The sequence below is a fragment of the Dyadobacter sandarakinus genome, from assembly GCF_016894445.1.
Taxonomy (GTDB): domain Bacteria; phylum Bacteroidota; class Bacteroidia; order Cytophagales; family Spirosomataceae; genus Dyadobacter; species Dyadobacter sandarakinus.
The window spans coordinates 2813428-2838242 of record NZ_CP056775.1 but is presented as its reverse complement, the minus strand read 5'-3'; the positions used below and the strand labels follow the sequence as shown (position 1 = coordinate 2838242).

General features: G+C 47.2%; 14 protein-coding genes. 13 read left to right on the top strand and 1 reads right to left on the bottom strand.

The features are described 5' to 3' along the window. Positions 1-282: 282 nt before the first annotated feature. From HWI92_RS11260 to HWI92_RS11215, 10 genes are all read left to right on the top strand, one after another. The gene (locus HWI92_RS11260; protein ID WP_204663758.1) at positions 283-1491 is read left to right on the top strand and encodes a phage tail-like protein; all 1209 of its coding nucleotides are present in this window, start codon (positions 283-285) and stop codon (positions 1489-1491) included. A 13-nt stretch (positions 1492-1504) separates the two neighbouring features. Further along, a complete protein-coding gene (locus HWI92_RS11255; RefSeq protein ID WP_204663756.1) occupies positions 1505-2941 on the top strand; it encodes a T9SS type A sorting domain-containing protein in 1437 nt (478 codons plus the stop codon). Positions 2942-3232: 291 nt separating this feature from the next. Beyond that, complete coding sequence (locus HWI92_RS11250; RefSeq protein ID WP_204663754.1) at positions 3233-4621, top strand: CBM96 family carbohydrate-binding protein; 1389 nt, start codon at positions 3233-3235, stop codon at positions 4619-4621. A gap of 184 nt (positions 4622-4805) precedes the next feature. Beyond that, positions 4806-6698: a T9SS type A sorting domain-containing protein gene (locus tag HWI92_RS11245; RefSeq protein ID WP_204663752.1), complete on the top strand. Its 1893-nt coding sequence runs from the start codon at positions 4806-4808 to the stop codon at positions 6696-6698. 143 nt (positions 6699-6841) lie between these two features. Further along, positions 6842-9007, top strand: coding sequence for a CBM96 family carbohydrate-binding protein (locus HWI92_RS11240; protein ID WP_204663750.1), 2166 nt, complete (start codon positions 6842-6844; stop codon positions 9005-9007). 69 nt (positions 9008-9076) lie between these two features. Next, positions 9077-11695, top strand: coding sequence for a CBM96 family carbohydrate-binding protein (locus HWI92_RS11235; protein WP_204663748.1), 2619 nt, complete (start codon positions 9077-9079; stop codon positions 11693-11695). Between the two features lie 159 nt (positions 11696-11854). Further along, the gene (locus tag HWI92_RS11230; RefSeq protein ID WP_204663746.1) at positions 11855-13735 is read left to right on the top strand and encodes a T9SS type A sorting domain-containing protein; all 1881 of its coding nucleotides are present in this window, start codon (positions 11855-11857) and stop codon (positions 13733-13735) included. A gap of 285 nt (positions 13736-14020) precedes the next feature. Then, complete coding sequence (locus HWI92_RS11225) at positions 14021-16231, top strand: CBM96 family carbohydrate-binding protein (RefSeq protein ID WP_204663744.1); 2211 nt, start codon at positions 14021-14023, stop codon at positions 16229-16231. A gap of 183 nt (positions 16232-16414) precedes the next feature. Beyond that, positions 16415-18301 (top strand): T9SS type A sorting domain-containing protein, encoded by a 1887-nt coding sequence (locus tag HWI92_RS11220; protein ID WP_204663742.1) that lies wholly within the window; start codon positions 16415-16417, stop codon positions 18299-18301. 201 nt (positions 18302-18502) lie between these two features. Continuing rightward, the gene (locus tag HWI92_RS11215) at positions 18503-19573 is read left to right on the top strand and encodes an alpha/beta hydrolase-fold protein (protein ID WP_374757899.1); all 1071 of its coding nucleotides are present in this window, start codon (positions 18503-18505) and stop codon (positions 19571-19573) included. A gap of 106 nt (positions 19574-19679) precedes the next feature. Here HWI92_RS11215 and HWI92_RS11210 read toward each other — a convergent pair whose 3' ends face one another. Then, positions 19680-22289: a CBM96 family carbohydrate-binding protein gene (locus HWI92_RS11210; protein WP_204663738.1), complete on the bottom strand. Its 2610-nt coding sequence runs from the start codon at positions 22287-22289 to the stop codon at positions 19680-19682. A 463-nt stretch (positions 22290-22752) separates the two neighbouring features. Here HWI92_RS11210 and HWI92_RS11205 point away from each other — a divergent pair, with 463 nt between their 5' ends. The 3 genes from HWI92_RS11205 to HWI92_RS11200 are packed head-to-tail and all read left to right on the top strand — an operon-like array spanning position 22753 to position 24698. Continuing rightward, positions 22753-23613: an NAD(P)-dependent alcohol dehydrogenase gene (locus HWI92_RS11205; protein WP_310589531.1), complete on the top strand. Its 861-nt coding sequence runs from the start codon at positions 22753-22755 to the stop codon at positions 23611-23613. Then, positions 23610-23792 (top strand): hypothetical protein, encoded by a 183-nt coding sequence (locus HWI92_RS25485; RefSeq protein WP_310589530.1) that lies wholly within the window; start codon positions 23610-23612, stop codon positions 23790-23792. The genes HWI92_RS11205 and HWI92_RS25485 overlap by 4 nt, the downstream gene beginning before the upstream one ends. A 9-nt stretch (positions 23793-23801) precedes the next feature. Further along, positions 23802-24698 carry a helix-turn-helix domain-containing protein gene (locus tag HWI92_RS11200; protein ID WP_204663736.1) on the top strand — a complete coding sequence of 299 codons (897 nt, stop codon included), beginning with the start codon at positions 23802-23804 and terminating at the stop codon, positions 24696-24698. Positions 24699-24815 lie beyond the last annotated feature (117 nt).

The window sequence follows — 24815 nt, the reverse complement described above, 5'->3', positions numbered from 1 at the left end:
GTTGCTCGGAAAACGTTAGCCTGTCATGCGACATCACGGCGTATATACACGTCCGGTAATGCCCTGCCTTGATCTGGCTTAGCCCTTATTAAGCGTGTAAAATGTCGGGATATAGAAAGTGGACTTCCAATGCACTGTGACGGTTCGTTCCATTTATTAAGGACCAACTCAAATAACATTTAAAGAAATAAAGAAATAATTTTATGTTCAGGCTTGCTGTATGTGGCATTATTTTGATATTACATGTGATTAGAATTTGTAACAACCAAAATAGTCCTATCAATGAAAAAGCTTTTCTTGTTCCTCTTGTTGGCAGTAGCCTCGGCAAACATGGCTCACGCTCAAAAGAATGTAGGTATCAACACCCAAAATCCGGACCCTTCGGCTGCACTCGATATCAGCAGTACGGATAAGGGTGTTTTGATTCCGCGGATGAGTAAAGGTCAGCGGGATGCCATACCTTCTCCTGCTGCCGGATTAATGATCTACCAAAATGATGGCGATGCCGGATTTTATTATTTCAATGGTACTACCTGGGAGGCATTAAGTAAAAGTGGAGGAGGAGGCACGGGCACCGGATCTTCGAGTATTTACGGGGATGGTTCTGCGGGTGCATTGAATATTACCTCAGATGTGGATTGGACGACATCACCCCCCACGAGTTTAAACTTCCAGTTTTCGGAAATTACAGTCGCTTCAAACGCTACATTCAAAATTCCGAGCGGTACAAAGCTGCGGTGCAATGGAAATGTTAATATCAATGGCACGATTAATATTGAAGGTGCCGAGACGATTGTAGGGGTGGTCAGCGCGGGATGGATTGGAGGTATCGCCCGAACAGTAGCAGGTAGCGGAGAAACGATTTCCTATGGTGTTCTCACAACTTCGGTAACCAGTTTGATTAATATTCCTGTTTTTGGTGGCGGTACCGGCGCTAACGGAGGTGTAGGAAGTTTGAATTACGGAGGTGAAGGAGGAGGCTCGTTTGCAATTTATGCAAATGGCCAGATCAACATCAATGCAAGTGGAGTAATCGCGGCCAATGGTGGAAATGGCGTTACTAATGCAGGGACTGCAACAAGTTCGAATGGTAATGGTGGCGGTGGTGGTGGAATTGTGGTACTATTATCAAAGTCTGGCGTCAACAATGCAGGAACAATCAGCGCTACAGGCGGTTCTGGTTCTGACGCAACATTAGGAAATGGTCCGCGGCCTGGCGGTGGCGGTGGTGGCGGCGGAATTGTCCTTTTACTAGGATCGACGGTATCGGCGGGAAATGTACAGGTAAGTGGTGGAGCAACTGGTAATAACTTAGCAATGGCCGGAACGGGATCTTCCAATGGTGGTGCTGGCGGCGGCAGCGGAGGCAATGGCGGTGCAGGCGGTGTCGTCAATGTCAGCCAATCGAAAAATATAAATAATCCTCCGGCAGCTGGTTCACCGGGAATTTTCAGGGTTTTTGCTACGCCGAATCCTGAAAACCTATACTAATTTCTGCAAGAGGATGAAAAAGACATTATCAACAGCAATTTTCACTGCATTAAGCGGTATTGCTTCTGCTCAGCTGCCTGCTTTGTACAATAACGGTGCTATACTATACGTCTCGAAAGATACTTACGTACAGGTCAATGGTGATTTTATCAATCGGGAGGGTAGCAACCTCGAAAATGGCGGTATTCTTGCCACCAACGGGAACGTAATCAATGATGTACCCATGACGCAGGCCGATGCCGGAGAGCTGCTTTTAGAGGGTAATACGCCGGCGATCATCGGGGGAAGTCCCATCTTTGCTACCAATGTGACCGTTAACAATCCCGCCGGTTTCACGCTGAACACACCCTTGCGCATTAGCGGTCAGATGACATTCACCGCAGGTGTGCTAACGATTCCTGACTCAATCAATGCTTTCATATTTGAATCAGGCGCGTCCGTCAACCCGTCCGTTTCGCCTTCTAACCTGAGTCACATCAATGGCTTCATCAGCAGGGAAGGTAACGGACCATTTACCTATCCGAGCGGGAATGGTGCTATTTACCAGCCAGTCGGTGTAAATTTAACTGCTAACAGCGATGGCCTGGTAGCCCGGTACGTAGCGGGGAATGCAGGTGATGGACCGTTTACCACTAAAGGAAGCAGTTCAACACCACTAGTTGCGCGCAATATGCTTGAGTACTGGTCACTCTCACCAGTGGGAAACGCTACGGGTACTGTCACCATCTATTGGGACGAAGACAATAATACCGGTATTGCCAATACGGCCGACCTGGCAGTAGCGCACCTGTCTGGTGGCAACTGGTTAAATGAAGGTGCAAATGGAACGTCGGGCACAACCAATACAGGATTTGTTGTCAGTAATAGCATAAGCACATGGAGTCCGTTTACCCTGGGAAGTACTGCCAATTCCTCACCCCTGCCTGTCAGATTGATTGCCTTTACAGCGCGCCAGACAGAAGGTGCCGTTGCGCTGAAATGGCGAATTGCCGACGCGAAAGCGTTCAGTCATTTTGAGATTGAGCGGGCTTTGAACGCGAAAGCATTCGAGAAAGTGGGGCAGGTTGCATATGATGGAAGTATGGATTTCAACTTTACAGATATAAAGGCAATGTCATCCCTGGCAACCGAGCTGTACTACCGCCTGAAGCTGGTTGACAGTGATGGCTCCTTTGCGTACTCCGGAATTGAAAGTGTGAGTACACAAGATGCCTTTGATGTGGTAGCCTATCCCAATCCGGTCGTGGAAACGATTTACCTGAAAGCCCCGGAATGGTCGAAGGTATCCGGCGTAAAACTGTTTAACAGCCAGGGTCAGGTGCTGTACAGCTCCGGCAGTAATCCTCCGCAGCATATCAGTGCCAAAGCTTTGAAAACGGGCTTTTACTTCGTCAGGCTCACCCATGCAGACGGGACCGAGACGACGCGAAAGATTGCTATTGAACATTAAACAACAGGAGGGCTACTTAATCGGTAGCCCTTTTTTATTGTCCTTTACTATAAACCGGATTGTAATATGCCTCAGTACCTCTTTGAACCTCATTTCGTCTCCATTTTAGCTGTGTCCTAAACGAATGTCGATGAGGCTACTTGGCAGCATTAGGCCGAATGATCCCGCCTCTGCTACAAATGGGTAAATTCAGGAATTGCCAAAAGTATTTTCTAGCCAGGCAGTATCCGGCTCTGCCTTTCGTCTAATCGTTTATGAAACCGATTTCGAATACTTAACAACTATCTACCTATGAGACAATTTTTACTTCGCTTACAATTTCTGATGATTTGCCTCGGCTTGTCTGCAACGCTGTGTGCCCAGTCTGACGAAACCCCATCATTCTCACAAACCACCCTTCGCATCAATGCCGGCGGCGATAACTTCACTACGGGCACCAAACAGCATTATATCAGCGACATGTACTACGCCGGCATTAACCGCACCACCTACAATCCAGGAGCCATCATCGTGGGCACGACCAGCGATGCACTTTACTGGACAGCGCGTAGCTCGCCTGCATTCAGCTATAATATTCCGGTGGTTAATGGTGAGGTAACCGTCACGCTGCATTTTGCAGAAACGTATTTCGGGGTTCCCGGTACGAAGGGCGAAAAGGGTGGCGTGGGCAGCCGAAGGTTCCACGTCAATGTAGAAGGCAAGCGTCAGCTGACCAACTATGACATCTTTGCAAAGGCGGGCGGAGCGATGCGCGCCAACAAGATCTCTTTTCCGGCAACAGTTACGGACAATGTTCTGAATATTGATTTTCTGACCGGAGCAGCCGATCAGCCCAAGGTTTGCGCCATTGAAGTGCGGACTCAAAATTTGACATTTTCACCGATTGCAGATGCATTTGTGCGGGGCGGTATTTACAGTGATGCCAATTTTGGAACAAGCCCAAATCTGGATGTCAAGACCCTCTCCAACGATCCTGAAATAAGTCGCGACTCCTACATCAAGTTTCCAATGCCTTCGCCGGAAACACCCATCGTTTCTGCCAAGCTGCGCCTTTACGGGCATAACCATCAGGATGCAAGAAAGATTGACGTTTTTGTATACGAGGTCAATGATAATAGCTGGACCGAAACCGGCATAACCCTAAACAACGCTCCGGAACTATCGCCTCGCGCCCATGGTATCACGACTGTCAATGATGGTTACCAATACTATGAATTCAATGTGACACGCTTTGTGAGTGAAAGCCGGCAGCTTGGTAGCACTGAGGTAAGCTTCCGTATCAGTGATCCCAATGACCGGAATGCCAGGTTTATCTTCAACAGCAAAGAAGCAGGATCAAATCCACCGCAGCTCGTTATCCAGACTGTCTATGGTAACGCGAGACTTGGCCAGGAAGAGATCGTTTCGGAAGCGCAGGAGAAGCAGCCTTCAACTGTTTTCCCCAATCCCATTAAAGGTCAGTTTACAGTAGCGCTGTCTGCGGAACATGCCGGGCCGATTTCGTTCGAAATGATCAACGCAGCTGGTAAAAGCCGCACGATCTCGGCACCTCAAAATGCCAAGCCTGGTGAAAGTGCAGAATTTAACATCGCCGGACAATCATTTAACACCGGCATTTATCTCCTGAAAATAAAGTCGGATACGTTCACTGAGGTAGTTAAGACGCTTATATCAGAGTGACAGCTTAGGTAAGTAAAACACACTTATATTTCAAAGAAGCCGCCTGTGGAGTAGGATGAGGTGGCTTCTTCTTGTACAGACCTAAGTCGATTCAACGATTTTTCTAAAAAATCCCCTTTATAGCAGTATCTATCCTGAGCCTTTGTCTAACAGGATTTAAATGAAACATCTTAAACCAGGAGATATGAAATACATTTTACTCAACGTTACCCTTTTCTTCCTGTCTATCACAATCCTTCTAGCTCAGCCCGCCATTCAGTGGGATAAGACCATCGGCTCTCCGTCTAATACAACCACATTCGCTATCACAAAGAATACGATAGTTGTGCAAACCAGTGATGGAGGATATATTTTCGCTCAGGTGTCTAACGCTGGTATTGCCGGTGATAAAACTGAAAACAGCCGTGGGGAAAGGGATTTCTGGATTGTTAAGGTGTCCGCCAATGGTACCAAACAGTGGGATAAGACGATCGGCGGTCCGGATGCAGATTATGACCCTTCAATACATCAGACGACCGATGGGGGCTTTATAATTGGTGGGACATCAGGTTCGTCGATAGGCGGCGAGAAGTCAGAAAGTAGCCGCGGATTGTCTGATTATTGGGTAGTCAAGCTGGATCAAGACGGCAACAAGGCTTGGGACAAAACAATAGGAAGCACTGACAGTGACTATCTGGTTGATGTTCAACAAACTTCCGATGGCGGATATATTTTGGGGGGATGGACGAACGGAGGTATCGGAGGAGACAAGACGGAGCCGGCGTTAGAAGTTGAAGATCACTGGCGAAACTGTGATTATTGGATCGTGAAGCTATCGCCTACCGGCAATATCGTTTGGGATAAGACGCTTGGCACCCCCGATCCAGATAGGATGCGGTGTATGACGCTAACTTCTGATGGAGGATTTATTTTTGCTGGTGGCGATGAGTCGTGGATTGAATATGAAGACAGTGGTTACAGGCTGATGAAAGTTGCTGCGAGTGGCACCAAGGTTTGGGAAAAGGTCGTTCAGGGAACTGGTAGCGCCGAAATTCATGACATTGAACAAACACCGGATGGAGGTTTTATACTTGGCGGGACATCTAATCAACGTGCAGGTGGAGACCAGGCCGAAGACTCTCATTCTGATTACTGGATTGTAAAACTTAATGCAGATTTGACTGTTGCCTGGACTAATTTATTAAATACGCTATTTTATGACGATGCGAGGGGGCCCAATTATTTTGCAGATCTGGCCCAAACTTCAGATGGCGGGTACGCGGTACTTGGTTATTCGAGTGAGCCGGGGTTGGGAGATAAATCAGAAAATTCACGTAATGGAACGTGGGACTATTGGCTAGTAAAGCTAAATGCATCAGGTACGCAGGTATGGGATAAGGTCCTCGGCGGGGGCGGGTACGATAATGCAAGAGCTATTATCAGCACAGCAGACGGTGGATTATTGCTGGCGGGCAATTCAAATTCAGATGCCGGCTTTGAAAAAACGGACAATAAGAAAGGTTTGTCTGATTTATGGATAGTCAAACTTGCGCCGGAACCTCCGCTGCCTGTCAGGCTCGCAAGTTTCACTGCCCGAAAGGAATTGAGCAGCACAAGTCTTTCCTGGCAAACTTCCTCCGAAACCCAAAGCGACCACTTTGAAATTGAGCATAGTGTAAATGCAAAAACCTGGAACCACATTGCCAGCGTGAATGCATTGGGTGAAAGTGAAGTGCTGCACAATTACCATTTTACCCATGTCAATCCGGCAAATGGCAACAACTACTATCGCCTGAAAATGGTGGATACAGATGGAAGTTTCACTTACTCAAAAGCGGAGCAGGTGAGCTTTCAATTTGAGTTTGACGTCAACGTTTATCCCAACCCGGTAGCGGAGTACATTCATGTAGAGGCAGCCGACTGGTCAAAAGTAAAAGGCCTGCAAGTCCTGAACAACCAGGGAAAAGCACTTTACAGCTCAGGAAGCAGACCTTCTTACGATATCAGTGCCAGGTCATTGGCACCCGGCTTATATTTTATCAAAGTAACCCTTACGGACGGCTCGGAAACAACCCGAAAGATTGTGGTAGGGCAGTAATTCGCCTCTGCCGCATAATGGTAAATGCAGGGATCTCTGAAAGTATTTTCTCACCAGGCAGTATTGGGCTCTATCTTTTGTCTAACAGGTAAAAAGACGCCTGGTCTATATCCTTAGTCGTTCACATTTACTTAGATCATTTTATGAACAAGATTTTACAAATTGTATTACTGCTGGTCCTTTCAACAATCCCGGGCTGGTCGCAGACATGTAGTGTTCCTGTGTTTAAAACGCAGGCGGAAGTTGACAATTTTAGCACTAACTATCCGGGTTGTACTGTCCTTGGCGGTGTGGGTATCATTTCAACAAATATTACAAACCTGGACGGACTGCGCAATGTGACACGGATCACCGGAAATCTGAGGATTGAGCATAATCCAGATCTGGTCAGCATTGCAGGTTTGTCTTCCCTGGAGCAACTGGACGGCTCACTTAATATCGAAGACAATGATAACCTGCTTACCCTTGCCGGCTTGGAAAAACTTGTGCGGCCGCTACAGGATATCAGCGTTGTTTCCAATGAGAAGCTTACAAATATCACTGCACTGAGTGGCGTCACCCGAATCATGAAGAGTTTGTCCGTCGGAGCAAATCCGGCATTGACCAGCCTGGAGGGACTTCACAATGTCAGCAAGGTATTTAAAGCCGTTTCCATAACGCAAAACGACATGATCAGGGATTTGAACGGCCTCAGGAGACTTAAAGAAGTTGATTATTTGTGGGTCGGTAATAACAAGAACATCAAAAACCTGAAAGGATTAGCGCGGCTTGAATCAGTGAATTCAAATCTTGAAATTTCAGGCAATAGCACATTAACCGGCATTTCGGAGCTGGCTCAATTGAAAAATGCCAATTCTACTGTTATTACCAACAACCCGCTCTTGTCCGATTGTGCTGTCAGGATCGTTTGTGATAAGGTTAAATCGGGCAATATCAGAGTATCAGGAAATGCGCCGGGTTGTGCTACCAATGACGAAGTCAGGTTGTATGCGATCTGTAATCCTCAAACGCTGGTGCGCATCAATGCCGGCGGACCGGCTTTTACGACTGCGACCCAGAAGCTGTTTGTCGCTGATCAGTATTATGCCGGTATCGACCGGACGAGTTCCATAGCATCGGGAGATATTCTCTATACGACCAATGATGTGCTTTACCGCTCCGGACGCTGCTCGCCTTCCTTCAGCTATAACATTCCGGTGATCAATGAGGTGGTGAATGTGACCCTTCACTTCGCAGAGACCTATTTTGGCGCGCCGGGCAAAAAAGGCGGTGCAGGCAGCAGGCAGTTTAATGTTGACATAGAAGGAAGCCGCAAGCTGACCAATTATGACATTTTTGCCCAGGCGGGCGGAGCACTGCGTGCAGTTCAGCTAACAATTCCGGTAACGGTCACCGACGGCATGCTAAACATCGATTTTCTCACGGGAGCGGCTGACCTTCCAAGAGTGTCGGCCATCGAAGTTACTCCTGCTCCTTTGGTACCCGTGGCTGATGCTATGGTGAATACGGGTGCGCGTAAAAGTGAGAATTTCAGCCAAAGGTACTATTTAAGTGTTGTTCATTTGCTCAATGCAGGATCCAACAATAACGGCAACGACTTAGCCTATTTGAAATTCCAGCTCCCTGCCAAAAAGGCTGAAATTACCTCAGCCAAACTACGCCTTTATACGTATAACGGGGTCAGTAAAAGTGTCGTTGACATTCATGCTTATGGCGTCAATGACGATAGCTGGACGGAGCAGGCCATTACCGGAAACAATGCACCTGCCGCGTCAACTTCGTCACTTGGATCAATGACCGTCGATAATGCTCCTCAATACCGTGAGATAGATGTGACCAGTTATGTCAATGCACAGCGGCAATCCGGTGACGTACTGGTAAGTTTTGTGTTAGACGATCCAAACAAAACGGGTACCCGGGTGATCATCAACAGCAAGGAAGCGGGCAGCAACCCGCCCCAGCTCATCTATCAGACTACACCCATTGTCCAGACTCAAAATGGTACTGCACGCGTAGGACAGGAAGAAGTTGTGACCGAAGCTCAGGAAAAACAATTTTCAACTGTTTACCCTAATCCTGTCAAAGATCAGTTTACGATTTCCCTTTCGCCTGAACATGCCGGGCCCATTACATTTGAAATGGTAAATGCAGCTGGTAAAAGTTATTTTATCTCGGTAAACCACAATGTGAAACCTGGTGAAAAAGCAGAAGTTAATCTGGGCGGAAAAGCTCTCAGCGCGGGTATTTATTTGTTGAAAGTAAAGTCTGATGCATTGACAGAGGTAGTGAAAGTGCTTGTGACGGAATAGCATTTCCAGGAGTGAAATGTAAAGGAAACGATTGATTTTGAACTTCAAAACTTAATAAATTTCTTACCTATGCGACAATTTTTTCTTCGCTTACAATTTTTAATGCTTTGTCTGTCGCTGTCTGCAAGCCTTTTTGCCCAGCCCGCTATTCAGTGGCAGCGGACATTGGGCGGGTCTGACGAAGAGTATGTAAGGAGTGTAATTCAAACCGCCGACGGGGGATACCTCCTGAGCGGACGCTCGGCAAGCCCCGCAGGATTTGATAAGTCTGATTCACTGAGAGGACGCGTGGATGCCTGGATTGTTAAATTAAATGCAGCCGGTGAGAAAGAGTGGGATAAAACGCTGGGCGGCATTTATGGTGACGATCTCGGGAAAGTTGCTCAGACTCCCGATGGCGGATACTTTCTGGCAGGAGCTTCCTATCCGGGAGGCGGCGGTGATAAAGCTGAAACGTCAGAGACCGGTGAACTTTGGGTTGTTAAACTCAATGCCACCGGCAACATCTTGTGGCAGAAACAACTTGGCGTAGAAAACTACTACAATGCAGGCGTCAGGGATATGAAAATGCTGCCTGACGGCGGATTTATCCTGGCGGTAGGAGCACAGGATATCGGGGGATATGACAATTTGAATCAGGCTTTTCTGATGCGACTATCTGCGGATGCAAAAGTGCAATGGGTTAAAAGGTACGACGGTTTGCAGCCCCGCGATGCGGTGAGCGTTCAATGCGTGAGCCTTACTTCTGATGGTGGTTTTGTCCTTGGGCTGGAAACAACTTACTTCGAGGATCATCCGGATGTGTATCACATTGTAAAAACGGATGCGCAGGGCATTGTCCAGTGGAAAAGAGTTCTCGGCGTTTTGGAAGACGGCCAGGCAAGCGTTGTCAGGTCCGTTTCGCAAACAAGGGACGGTGGCTACATTGTAGGGGGAACCTCTAAGGCCCTTGCTTTTTCTGAAAAATCGGAAAGGAGCCTAAGTACCGACTATTGGGTAGTTAAACTGGATCGTTCGGGGCAGAAGATCGAGTGGGAAAAAACGATCCAGGCAGACCGTCCTGAAAACCTCATCGATGTACTGGAATTAGCCGACGGATTTGTCGTGGTCGGGGATTCGGAATCAAGCAACACAGGCGGGTTGGATAAAACGGAACCAAACCGGGGCGTACTAAGTACGTGGCTTGTCAAGCTTTCGAATGCTGGCCAGATCATGTGGGACAAAACACTGGGCGGCAGTTTCTATGACACGCCCAATGCATCGACAGCTACCCGGGACGGAGGATTTGTGTTTGTGGCCAATTCAGCCTCCCCTGTTTCCGGTGACAAGACCGAACCCTCGCGCGGCGGCGCCGATTACTGGATTGTCAAACTTGCCCCCGAAAACCTGCCGCTCCCTCAAACCACCCTCCGCATCAACGCCGGCGGGCCGGACTTCACTACCGCGACCAAAAAACTCTTCATTGCAGACAAGTACTACGCAGGCACAGACCGCACCAGCTCCATTGCATCAGGCGATATCCTGGGTACGACCAATGACGTGCTCTACCGCTCGGCGCGCAGCGCGCCTTCATTCAGCTACAACATTCCGGTACAAAATGGACAGGTGAATGTCACCCTGCACTTTGCTGAAACGTACTTCGGAGTACCTGGCACGAAGGGCGAAAAGGGTGGGACAAGCAGCCGCCGGTTCCACGTCAACATGGAAGGCAGCCGCATTCTGACCAACTATGACATCTTCGCCCAGGCAGGCGGGGCACTTCGCGCCAACCAGGTTACTTTTCCGGTCATGGTGACTGATGGCATTTTGAACATTGATTTCCTGACCGGAGCGGCTGACCAGCCTAGGGTTTCTGCCATCGAAGTAATTTCAACGGGGCTGAACCTGGCACCGGTTGCCGATACTTATATACAGGCCGCACAGTTTCTCAACACCAACTTTGGAACAAGCTCAACTTTCGAGGTTAAATATTCATCCGGCGACATCTCAAAAAGACGGGCTTCCTACCTTAAATTTCAACTGCCTGCACAAACCCCTGTCATTTCGGCCAAACTGCGCGTCTACGGCCATAACCATGAAAACAACAAAGGTATTCTCCTGCATGCTTATGGCGTTAACGACGACAGCTGGACCGAAACAGGCATAACCAAACAAAATGCGCCGGCAGCATCGACTGCCTCATTGGGATTTGTAGCCGTAAATGATGTTTACCAATATTACGAAATTGATGTGACCAGCTTTGTAAAAGCCCAGCAGCAATCGGGTGAAACATTGGTCAGCCTGCTTTTAAACGATCCCAGTAACCAGAATACCCGGCTAATTTTCAACAGCAAAGAAGCAGGTTCCAACTTTCCGCAGCTGGTGATCCAGACTACAAATAGTAGTGCACGTTTGGGAGAGGAGGAAGTTTTGGTGGAGTCTAAGGATAAGCAACCTTCAATTGTTTTCCCCAATCCGGTCAAAGACCATTTTACGGTATCGCTTTCACCGGAACATGCCGGGCCGATTTCGTTCGAAATGATCAATGCAGCTGGTAAAAGCCGCTCTGTCCCGGCACCTCAGAACATCAAACCGGGTGAAAACACAGAACTTAACATTTCCGGAGAATCATTCCATACAGGCATTTATTTGTTGAAAGTAAAATCAGATGCATTTACGGAGGTTGTCAAGGTGCTCGTAGCCGAGTGACAGCTTAGGTAAGTAAAACAACTTTGAACATAAAGAAGCCGCCTGTCAGGTAAGATGGGTGGCTTCTTCTTGTACAGACCTAAGTCAAATCAATGATTTTTCTAAAAAATTCCCCTTTATAGCAGTATTTGCCCCAAGCCTTTGTCTAACAGGAATCAAATGAAACATCTTAATCTAAGAGATATGAAATGCATTTTACTCAACGTTACCCTTTTCTTCCTAGCTATCACCAGCCTGCTTGCCCAGCCGGCTATTCAGTGGGACAAAACTATTGGCGGCAATAGTGTAGATCGCTTGAACTCGGTCCAGCAGACCCTTGATGGGGGATATATTGTTGGAGGAACTTCTTATAGTGGTGTTTCGGGTGAAAAATCCGATTCGGCACGAGGAAATGGGGACTATTGGATCGTCAAACTAGCCGCCGACGGGACTAAGCAATGGGACAGGACACTGGGCGGAACCGGGGATGAAACTTTTAGCACGATCCGTCAGGCAAACGACGGGAGTTATTTTGTTGCCGGGTATTCGAACTCCGGGATCAGCGGAGACAAAACCGATCCCAGTAACAGCGGATATAGTGATCTCTGGATTTTAAACCTGGCCGCGGACGGAAAGATTAATTGGCAAAAAACGATTGGTACGGGAAATAATGACTTCATGGAAGATATGGAGGTTGCTCCCGATGGGGGGCTGGCAATCGCGGGAACTTCCTCCGAGATTTTTTTCAATGAATCTGTATCTAACCATGGCTGGTTTGTGAAGTTAAGTGCAACCGGCGAGTTGGAATGGAGCAGAGACTACAAGGTTAATTTTAACACCATGCTCTTGACATCCATTACGCTCGCTCCGGGTGGAGGTTACCTTCTTGGCGCCGATACCAGTGGCAATGAAGGCATATTTGGCTCTTATTATTTAATTAGGGTATCTGACGATGGCACTACGCTTTGGACTAAGAGGATAAGAGGGGGGGCAAGTAATGATACCTTTACCAACAGCGAACTGCGGTCTGTTTTAGCTACACAAGATGGAGGCTTTCTTGTGGGCGGTCATTCCCGGGATGGTAAAGGTTTGGACAAATCAGAAGACAGCTTTAATGAAGATTTCTGGGTGGTAAAAGTGAATAGCAATGGGGTAATTGAATGGGAAAATACAATTCAAGCTAACGATCGGGAAAATTTGGCAGGCATGCAAATGACAAATGATGGCGGGTATCTCCTTTTCGGCGGCACCCGGTCCGGTGTCGATCTTGATAAAAAAGCAGTGAATTCAGGTTTATTAAATTATTGGCTAGTTAAACTTTCGAATGATGGAACCGTCCTTTGGGATAAAGTAATCGGCGGTATTAGAGTAAACTACTCAGTAGATATAGCAAAAGACATAGTTCCGACCCGGGATGGCGGCTTTATGCTGGGCGGGTACTCAAATTCGCCAATTGGCGCAGATAAAACAGAACCATCTCGTGGTAGTGAAGACTACTGGATCGTCAAATTGGCTCCTGAAGCGCCACTACCTATCAGGTTAGCAAACTTTATGGTGCGAAAAGAATTGGATATTGCGAATCTTGCCTGGCAAACCGATTCAGAAACCAACAGTGACCACTTCAAAGTACAGCACAGCACAGACGGCAAGGCCTGGGCTTTATTAGCCTTAATCAATGCAGCAGGGGAAAGTACGAAATCGACTACTTACCACTATTCACACACTAACCCTGTTGCAGGAGACAACTACTACCGCCTGAAAATGGTCGACACAGACGGCACTTTTACCTATTCAAAAGTGGAGCACTTAAAGTTTGATCAAAGCATTTCTGTATCAGTATACCCCAATCCTGTCACAAAAACTATTCATTTGCAAACTGCCGACTGGTCAAAAGTAAAGGGTGTACAAGTGGTTAACAACCAGGGAAAAACACTTTACAGCTCGGGAAATAAGCCATCTCAGGATATTAATGCCAGGTCACTTACGCCTGGCTTATACTTTATCAAATTAACCCTTGCCGACGGCACGGAAACAACCCGAAAGATTGCGGTAGGGCAGTAACATCGAGGGGCTACTTAATTGGTAGCCCTTTCGCTATAAACCTGATTTTCATACAGCTCAGTACCTCTTTGAGCCTCATCATCTTTCCTGTTGTCTGAATCGTAAACGAATGACGATGAGGCTACTTGGCGGCGTAAGCCGAATGATCCAGTCTCTGCTGCAAACTGGCAAATTCAGGAATTGCTGAAAGTATTTTCCAGCCAGGCAGTATCCGGCTCTGCCTTTTGTCTAATGGTGAACAGACGCTCTATATCCCCAGCCATTCACATTTACTTAGCCCACTTTATGAAAATGTTTTTACCTCTGGTTTTTTTATTGGCATTTGCAACTGTCCCGGCCTGGTCGCAGACGTGCAGTGTTCCCGTTTTAAGAACGCAGGCTGATGTTGACAATTTTAGTACTGCCTATCCAGGTTGCACAGTTATCAATAGTGATCTGGAAATTTCATCACCTACCATCACGAATCTGGATGGATTGCGTAACGTGACACGTGTTACCCGATCGTTGAAGATTACTCAAAATCCGAATCTGACCAATATAGCCGGTTTGTCCTCTTTGACGATAGTAGATATTAGATTGAGCATAAATAATAATGACAATCTGCTCACATTAGAGGGGCTTGATCATCTGACATCAACAAAAAATATCGACGTTTTCAATAATAAGAAACTTACAAGCATTTCATCGTTAAGTGGCCTTAACAGAATTTTTGGTGGTTTGACTATTGCTTCAAATCCGGCTCTCACCACTTTACAAGGGCTGCAAAATATAAGCTTCATAGGTGGTCTGGATTTAAGAAAAAATGACAATCTCCTAAATCTGAACGGTCTTCGAAGACTTAGGCAAATAGGTGAGACCATGCACATTGGCAATAATAACAGCCTTAAAAATCTGAAAGGACTGGAGCGGCTTGAAACCTTGACTTCCCAATCTAGTGGGTATATTGAAATTACCGGCAATAAAGCATTGACCAGCATCTCAGAAATTGGGCAAATGGAAAGTCGAGTACCCATACGTATTACCAATAACCCGCTCCTTTCCGATTGTGCGATCAAAATCGTTTGCTCCAGTATTCCATTTGCAAATGCTACGATTTCCGGAAATGCTGCCGGATGTGCAAGTACTGAGGAGGTCAGGACATCGCAAGTCTGCACCCCTCAAACGCTGGTTCGCATCAATGCCGGCGGACAGGCTTTTACGACTGCGACCCAAAAACTGTTTGTCGCTGATCAGTATTATGCCGGTATTGATCGTACCAGCTCCATCGCATCGGGTGACATCCTGAACACAACCAACGACGTAATATATCGCTCTGCCCGCAGCGCTTCGTCATTTAGCTACAACATTCCAGTCGTCAATGAGTTGGTCAACGTAACGTTACACTTTGCTGAAACTTATTTCGGGGTTCCGGGCACCAAGGGTGAAAAGGGCGGGCCAGGCAGCAGGCAGTTTAATGTCAACATAGAAGGCGGCCGTAAACTGACCAATTACGACATCTTCGCCGAGGCTGGCGGGGCACTGCGCGCAGTTCAACTGACGATCCCGGTGAGTGTCACCGACGGCATGCTAAACATCGATTTCCTCACGGGAGCGGCTGACCTCCCACGCATTTCGGCCATTGAAGTGACTGCAACTCCAACGTTGATCCCAATCGAAGACGGCATGGTGAATGGAGGGCTTTATAAATCTAACAACTATGCGAATTCCGACCATCTTTATATCAGGCAGGTACCCAGTGGTGGAGATTACGCTAATCTCACCTGGCGTTCTTATTTTAAATTCCAGCTACCTGCCGGAAAGGCGGCGATAACTTCTGCTAAACTGCGCGTTTACGGGCATAATGACGATGTCTACGACAATAATCCCGATAATACTCAGAATACTGAAATTCATGCATATGGCGTCAATAACGATTCCTGGACTGAGAAAGCGATTACCGGGACCAACGCACCTGCCGCATCCACTGCATCACTTGGGTCTGTGGGAGTCAATGATGTTTTAAAATATTATGAAATTGATGTGACGAGCTATGTAAATGCGCAGCGCCAATCCGGTGATCAGACTGTCAGCCTGATGTTAGATAATCCTGCTAATCAAAGTACAGCAGTAACTTTTAGCAGCAAGGAAGGCGGTTTTTATCCGCCGCAGCTGATCTATCAGACTACAAAGATTGTTCAGCCGACCAATATGACCGCGCGCATCGGGCAGGAAGAAGTATTTCCAGAAGCCCAAAAAAGGCAGCAGTCAACCGTCTATCCAAATCCAATTCAAGATCAATTCACTGTTTCAGTTTCGCCTGAACATACCGGGCCAATTACATTTGAAATGATCAATACAGCCGGGAAAAGCCATTTCATTCCGGCACCTCAAAATGCCAAACCGGGTGAAAACACAAAAATTAACATCGCCGGAGAATCATTCAACACCGGCATTTATTCATTGAAAGTAAAATCGGATGCATTTACCGAAGTGATCAGAATTCTCATAGCAGAGTAAAAGCTTAGGTTAGTAAATCATATATCAACTCAAAGAAGCCGCCTGTCACGTAAGATGGGCAGCTTCTTCTATTACAAGCCTGAGTTGATTCAGCAATTTTTCAAAGAATTTACTATTCAATGCAGTATCTATCCTAAGCCTTTGTCTAACAGGATTTAAATGAAACATGTTAAACTAAATGATATGAAATACATTTTACTCAACGCTATTATTTTCTTCCTGGCTATCACCAGCCTTCTTGCCCAGCCAGCCATTCAATGGGACAAGACGATCGGCAGCTTACAAAACGATGCCCCCGGTTCCATGGAACAAACCAGTGATGGCGGCTTTATTCTGGTTGGTACATCAGGCGGAGGGATAGGAGGGGATAAATCTGAACCCAGCAAGGGAAGTTCAGATTTCTGGATTGTTAAACTTGCGGCGGATGGTACAAAGCAATGGGACAAGACCATTGGCAGCCCAGGCTCAGAAACCGCAGCTGCAATTCGTCAAACGTCAGATGGGGGCTACATCGTGGGCGGCAGCTCAGGTGGGCCTGCGGGGAGTGACAAATCTGAGCGAAGTAGGGGCGGCTCCGATTTCTGGGTGGTAAAGCTGGATGCTAGCGGAAATAAGATTTGGGATAAAACATTTGGTGGAGATAATGGAGACGGGATGGTTGATCTAAGGCAAACGCCTGATGGAGGGTATGTGCTTGCAGGTGTGTCCACATCAGGCATCAGCGGCGAAAAAAGTGAGCCCAGACTGGACGATTTTTATAATGATTTCTGGGTGGTAAAAATCAATGCAGCTGGCACGCTGGAATGGGAAAGGACACTGGGCACATCGGGCCCGGACCGAATGCGCTGCATGACACTTACAGCGGACGGAGGAGCGGTTTTCGGTGGTGAGCAAGGTTACGAGGAACAATCAAGCGGCTACTATCTCGTCAAAGTTTCCGGATTGGGAGTGAAGGAGTGGGATCGACGCATTGGCGGCACTATTCATAGTGCAGATGAAATTGAAGGCTGGGCAGATATCAGTGACATTCAACAAACACCCGATGGTGGTTTTATCCTGGGTGGTACTTCGATAGGTAGGGCAAGCGGAGACCAATCTGAACCATCAATTAATGACTACTGGATCGTGAAATTGGATGCCGACCGCGCAGTTGAATGGGACAATGTGATTGCGACCGATTTTGTGGACGGTGATAAGTTTAGCAATACGTTCGTGAAGCTGGCGCAGGCAGTAGACGGTGGATATTTACTGCTTGGGTATTCAGCATCATTTGCAAGTGGTGAAAAATCCGAAGACAGCCATAATTTAGTTCCTGATTTCTGGCTTGTCAAACTGAATTCCGCCGGTGCATTTGTTTGGGACAAAACGATTGGTGGACCGGGCTACGAGCGTGCCCTGTCCATTGTTAATACCTCTGACAAAGGTTTCGCCTTATTGGGATTGTCCGTCTCTGATGCCGGGTTCGAGAAAACAGAAAACGCAAAAGGCGCAAATGATTTATGGATCGTCAAGCTGGCAGCCGAAGAACCGCCGCTTCCCGTCACCCTCAAAAACTTCTCGTCAGCCAAAGAAAACACAACTGCACTCCTTACCTGGGAAACAACCTCCGAAACCAACAGTGACCACTTCGAAGTGCAGCATAGCCTGGATGGTAAAGACTGGAACCAGCTTACAAGCATTAACGCACAAGGGGAGAGTACGAAAATGAGCTTCTACAACTATACACACACAACCCCTGTATCTGGTTCAGAAAACTTTTACCGGCTGAAAATGGTAGATGCGGATGGAGCTTTTGCTTACAGCAAGATCCAGCATTTGAGGTTTGATCAAAGCATTTCTGTGTCAGTATACCCCAATCCTGTCACAGAAACTATTCATTTGCAAACTGCCGACTGGTCGAAAGTAAAGGGTGTACAAGTGGTTAACAACCAGGGGAAAACACTTTATAACTCAGGGAATAAGCCTTCTCAGGATATTAATGCCAAATCATTCAAGCCTGGCTTATACTTTATCAAAGTAACCCTCACGGACGGTAGAGAAACAACCCGAAAGGTCGTGGTAGGGCAGTAACAGGAATTGGGGCGATCACGACAATGAAATCCGAAGTTTCGTGTATCAAGTAGGTTTGTCATCTGACTTCTTTTAACCGGAAACCAGTGCCCAATTTGATTTTAGCTAAAAGATCAAAAAGCACTACATTCTGATCGTTATTTTAACGGAAAGCACATGAACAAACAATGTTATTCCCTGATGCTGGCAGCTTCGCTGACAATGGGAGCCGCATGGGCACAGGTGGAAAAGCCGGCTGTCAAGGACGACTTCAAGCCCTCAGAACTCAATCAGCCCGGCCAGGAATATCCTCAGGTGAATTCCCAGGGATACGTCCGTTTCCGGATCAAGGCACCGCAGGCAGATAGTGTAAGGGTAAGCCTCGGACTGGGTGGAAGGGGAGGCACCAGACTTACCAAAGATCCGGAAGGTTTTTTTACCGGAACGACGGAAGGACCCCTGGACGAGGGTTTTCACTATTACCACCTGAATGTGGATGGAGGCACCTTTAATGATCCGGGTACGCTCAACTATTACGGCTCGGTTCGCTGGGAAAGCGGTATCGAAATCCCGGCGCATGACCAGGATTTTTATCAGCTGAAGAATGTGCCTCACGGCCATGTGCAGCAGGTATTGTTCCCGTCCAAAAGCACAAATACTTCCCGCCGCGCATTTGTTTATACGCCTCCCGGCTATGAAAAGGGAAATAAACGCTACCCGGTACTGTACCTGCAGCACGGATGGGGAGAAGACGAAACTGCATGGAGCAACCAGGGCCGTGCAAACCTGATCATGGACAACCTGATTGCAGACGGCAAAATCAAGCCGTTCATCATTGTGATGACGTATGGAATGACCAATGAGGTGAAATTCGGAAAGATCAGGGAATTTAAGATCGAACCTTTCCAGACCGTACTGGTCGACGAGCTTGTTCCATATGTGGACGCTACTTTCAGAACAATGGCCAGCCGGGACAAACGTGCAATGGCGGGCCTTTCCATGGGAGGAATGGAAACCCGGAATATTACGGTTAACAAGCCGGACGTTTTCGGATACTATGCGCTACTCAGCGGAGGCGTGTATTCACCGGAGGATCTGAAAGACAAAGCCAGGCCTGAACTCGTTTTTCTCAGTGCAGGCAGTAAAGAGAAACCCGATGGCGTGAGGAATGCGGCAGCTGCGCTCAAAACGGCGGGATACAATTCGGTTTCATACGTTTCGGAGGGCACAGCGCACGAATTCCTTACCTGGCGCCGCAGCCTGTATCAGATGGCACCCCTTTTATTTAAATAAAACCTCACAGGTAAATGGGATAACCGGTGATCCACGGAGACCATTAAATAACTGAGCGGGAAGATTACAAAAAGTGATCTTCCCGCTCAGCAGATTTTCGAATTTCTTACTTCGCAATAAGCAGTTTCACTACCTCTGAAAAACCTTCCGAGTCAACTTTTAATAAGTAAATACCTGCGTTAACCGGAATTTTATCAACATCAAACCGTACTTTCTCTCCCGGCCTGACACGCTCAGCTGCCTGGATGGGATTACTTTCTCCTGCGTTGTTAACAAGCTGAAAGGAGATGTTTCCGGCATGCTGCCTGGAAATTAAGACCGTAAATTCGTCGGTTGCCGGATTTGGAAACACTACCGACAGCTCTTTCTCCTGCTGCTCAAATGTCGCTTCTTCCTGACTTAGCCTTGCAGTACTATTGGCAACGTTCTGGATGATCAATTGCGGAGGTTTGGAAATTGCCTCTTTACTATTGAAGACCATTCTGGTATTGCGATTGCTGGGGTCGCGCAGCAGCAGGCTTACGATCTCGTCGCCGGATTGTTGCTGTGCTTTGACGTAGCTGGTCACATCAATTTCATAGTACTTGTATACATTGTTTACGGATGCATAGCCCAATGAAGCCGTCGATGCGGCGGGTGCATTGTTTTTGACAATGCTGCCTTCTGTCCAGCTATCGTTGTTAACCCCGTATGCATGTACGGAAATACTCTTCGTGTCTTCATGATTATGGCCGTAAATCCGCAGTTTGGCAGCAGCAATCGTCAGTGCCTGCGGTACTTTGAATTTCAGGTAGGAACTCCGGTTGGCCGAAGGATCACCCGATGTGCTTTTGATATCCAGACTTGAACCATTGAAGTTGGTCGTACTGAAATTTCCATCCCGCACATAAGCATCAGCAAGAGGACCCAAAGTATAATTTGTGGAAACGACCTCAATCGCACAAATGCTGGGCTGGCCGGCCGCTCCGGTTCCAAAGTTAATGTCCAGTATGCCATCCGCAACCGTCACAGGGATCGTAATCTGAACAGCACGCATGGCTCCGCCCGCTGCGGCAAAGATGTCGTAGTTGGTCAGTACGCGCTTTCCCTCTATATCGACATTAAACCGCCTGCTGCCTGCACCGCCTCCTTTGCCGGGTGTCCCGTAATATGTTTCAGCAAAATGCAGGGTGACATTTACCTGGATATTTTTGACCGGAATCTCGTAAAAACAATATGGTGAATTGCGGGCGGTGCGGTAAAGCACATCATTGGTCGTATTAAGAATGTCGCCGGATGGAATGGAGCTGGTAACATTGAATGCGTCAGAATAATATTGATCCGCGATAAAAAGCTTTTTAGTAGCAGTAGTGAAATCGGGTCCGCCGGCATTGATACGGACCAAAGTCTGAGGGGACGGAACATTTTCGGGAGCGAGTTTGATAATCCAGAAGTCTGACCCCCCTCTTGAATCCTGCGTTTTGTCTCCATGAATGCCATTTTCCGATGAGGTTGCTAATAAATAACCGCCGTCGGGTGCCTGTACGATGGACTGCAAATGATTCCAATCACCGCTTCCTACCGTTTTGTCCCATTCCTTCGTGCCGTCAGCAGCAAGTTTGACGACCCATAAATCAATGGATTCAAAATCCTTTCCTTCCTCCGATTTATCGATACCAGCTGCCGAATCGGACGTCCCACCGATCAGATACCCTCCATCAGCAGTTTGAATAATCACCGAGAACGATTCGCCGTCAGCTCCTTCCGTGTAATCTTTGCCCGAAAGGTCCTGGTCCCATTGCACTTGTCCGGTTGCAGACAGCTTTACAGCCCAGTAGTCAGCACCATTGGAGTTTTCAGATTTATCCCCGCCAGCAGTACCACTTGTGATCCCGCCCACTATATAGCCCCCGTCAGGAGTCTGGCTTATTTGTGCATGCCCATCTCCTCCCGGTCCACCTATGGTTTTATCCCATTGCTTGTTACCAGACGGATCAAGCTTTAAAATCCAGAAATCTCCATAGCCTTTTGCCGGGTCTGACTTATCGCCACCCTTGCCCGAATTAGAGGCACCCGCAACAATGTATCCCTTATCTGACGTTGCCTGAAGAGATTCCAGTTGGTCTGAGCCTGCACCGCCGTATACCTTCTCCCACTGTGTTCTGCCATTGACGTCTATTTTTACGATCCAGTAGTCATATCCCTTGATAGGTCCCTGGCTTTGTGATTCATCCAGCAGGGAAGTAAACCCCAGTATGTAGCCGCCGTCAGGGGCCTTTTCCATTGCTTCGAAATCTGTAGTCTTCCCGCGAGCGTAACGCCTGAGCCACTGTCTCACCCCGTTTTTATCAATTTTGATAACCACATTTACATCATCGTCTGTTATTACGCCTCCCAGCAGATAGCCGCCATCGCTGGTGAGTAACAACTTTCGTAACCCTATACCTGTATCTCCAATGCCAATTGTTTTATCCCACTCTTTTATGCCGGTGGAATTGGTCTTAACAAGCCAGATCTTAGAGCCATTTGAATTTTCGGATTTTTCCCCACTGATATTTGAATCGGAACTACCACCAAGAAGGTAACCTCCATCCGGAGTCCGGACCGCGGCATACAAAAAATCATTACCGCTACCACCGATTGTCCGGTCCCACTGGATTGCTGGCTGAGCAAGAAGTTTTCCGGAAATGGCGGCGGAAAACATGAAGAGAATTAAATAAGGCACAAGTGTTTTCATAGCTATTAGTTTTGTTTAAAAATGGTAAACTGTTATCTGATCATTGAATTATCAATTCATCAAAGTAATGACTAATGCACGATGACTTGGTTGGAAAATGGAATCTATTTATTTTATGGAATATGAATTATATCGGAGTTACATGATTTACCATGATTGAAAAGGATAATCAATTGCCGATTCTATTAATAGAGGTATACGTATTTGAGTACCTTGAATTATGAAGTAGCCGTTATTATAAAATGGTAATGATTGGAATGGAGCGGGTCAGGTATTTATAGATTATGATCTTTATATCAGGAGTAATGGGTCGAAAAAGTCTTTAAACATGCATTGTCAGAATCTACTGAAGTATGGCTGCTGTTCCCGGATGAAACCCTTAGTAAAACCGGATACTTTTCTCCCGGATTTGGATAATCGCCGGTTTGAGATGCTTCCTAAGTTTGTGCTATAAACTTTTATTATGATAGCAGCAAAAGGATATGCGGCGCAAACGGCAGAAAGCCCACTTGCGCCCTGGCAATTTGAAAGGCGCGACATCGGCGCGCATGATGTACAGATCGAAATCCTGTACTGCGGGGTTTGTCATACCGACATACACCTGACCCGCAACGAATGGTTTCCCGGTATCTTCCCGATGGTTCCCGGCCATGAGATCGTGGGCCGCATCAGCGCAGTGGGAGCCCATGCCGGAAAGTTCGCCATCGGCGATCTGGGTGGGGTGGGTGTAATGGTGGATTCATGCCGCGAATGCCCGGATTGTAAAAATGGTCAGGAGCAATTTTGCTCGGTGGCCGCAGTTCAAACCTACAACAACCTGGATCACGACAATTTGCCTGCATACGGCGGGTATTCCAACACCATCGTTGTCAATGAGGACTTTGTGCATCACATTTCGGAAAAGCTGGACCTGGCAGGTGTGGCGCCACTGCTTTGTGCAGGCATCACGACCTACTCGCCGCTAAAAAGATGGCATGTTGGCAAGGGCCATAAGCTGGCTGTCGTCGGTCTGGGCGGACTGGGGCATATGGCCGTGAAGTTTGGGAATGCATTGGGCGCGGAAGTAACCGTGCTGAGCACTTCTCCGGGCAAGCAGGAAGCTGCAAAACAGCTCGGAGCATCCCATTTTATTATTTCCAGGGATGAAGAGCAGATGAAAGCAGCTTTTAAAACCTTCGATTTTGTGCTGGATACCGTTTCCGGAAACAGTGATGTCAATCCGTATCTTTCCATCCTCAAAACCAATGGGATTTATGTAAATGTAGGGATGCCGGCCAAGCCCTGGGAGGTGAGCTCCTTTTCATTGGAACTGGTAATAAGGTGATTGCCGGGTCTGGCGCGGGTGGCCTGCCGGAAACACAGGAGATGCTGGATTTTTGTGCGGAACACGGGATTGTCTCTGATATTGAACTGATTGACATCAAAGACATTCATCATGCATTCGACCGGATGCAAAAGGGCGATGTCCGGTACCGCTTTGTCATTGATATGCAAACCTTGTAATTTTAGTAAGTGAACAAGCCATACCTGATCAACTCCATATCCGAGCAGCACAGACTGCTCGGGTTGCCTAAGCCCAAACATCCCCTGATCAGCATTTTCCGCCACGAAGATGCCGATTTCAACGTTTTGACCGAATTGCAGCATTTTACCTTAAATTTTTACTGCATTTCCATAAAGAAGGATTACGATGGCAAGTTGAAATACGGTCACCGGCATTATGACTTTGATGAAGGGATGATGGCTTTTATTTCCCCCAATCAGCTCCTGTTAAAGCTAAGCACCGGCACCAAACCGCCGGGCGGCACTACCTTCATGTTTCATCCGGATTTTATCGCAAATACGCCACTCGCTGCCAGGATCAGGAACTTTCACTTTTTCTCGTACGAACTACACGAAGCATTGCATTTGTCTGAGCAGGAAGAAGCGAAAATTGAAGGCATATTTTCCAGCATAGAAAGTGAATATCAGGGCGGTATTGATAATTTCAGCCAGGACGTAATGATTGCTCAGATTGAGCTCCTGCTCCAATACAGCAGCCGGTTTTATGCGCGTCAGTTCATCACCCGCAAAGTTGCCAACGATGAGATACTGATCCGCCTGGAAAATGTACTTGACCAATACCTGAACCTGCAAAAAGGATTGCCGACTGTCCGGCAAATTGCCGAAGAATTAAATTTGTCCGCTGACTACCTAAGCGATATGCTCCGTATTACTTCGGGTCAGACCGCCCAGCAACATATTCAGGCGAAAGTAATTGAAAAGGCAAAGCAGTTGTTGACTACTACTGATTTGCAGATTAGTGAGATCGCTTACCAGATGGGTTTTGAGTACCCTCAATCTTTTCACAAACTTTTCAAGAACAAAACCAAAATGTCGCCAATGAAATACCGGTCGAGCTTTAATTAATAGTATGTGTTTCGTCTTTGAAAATGACCGGATATGTAAGCCCTATTCAAACGAAGTCAGACTGTACGCACGGCTAAATACGCTGATTAATGCCTGGTCTTTTTAAGTTTTGTAAAT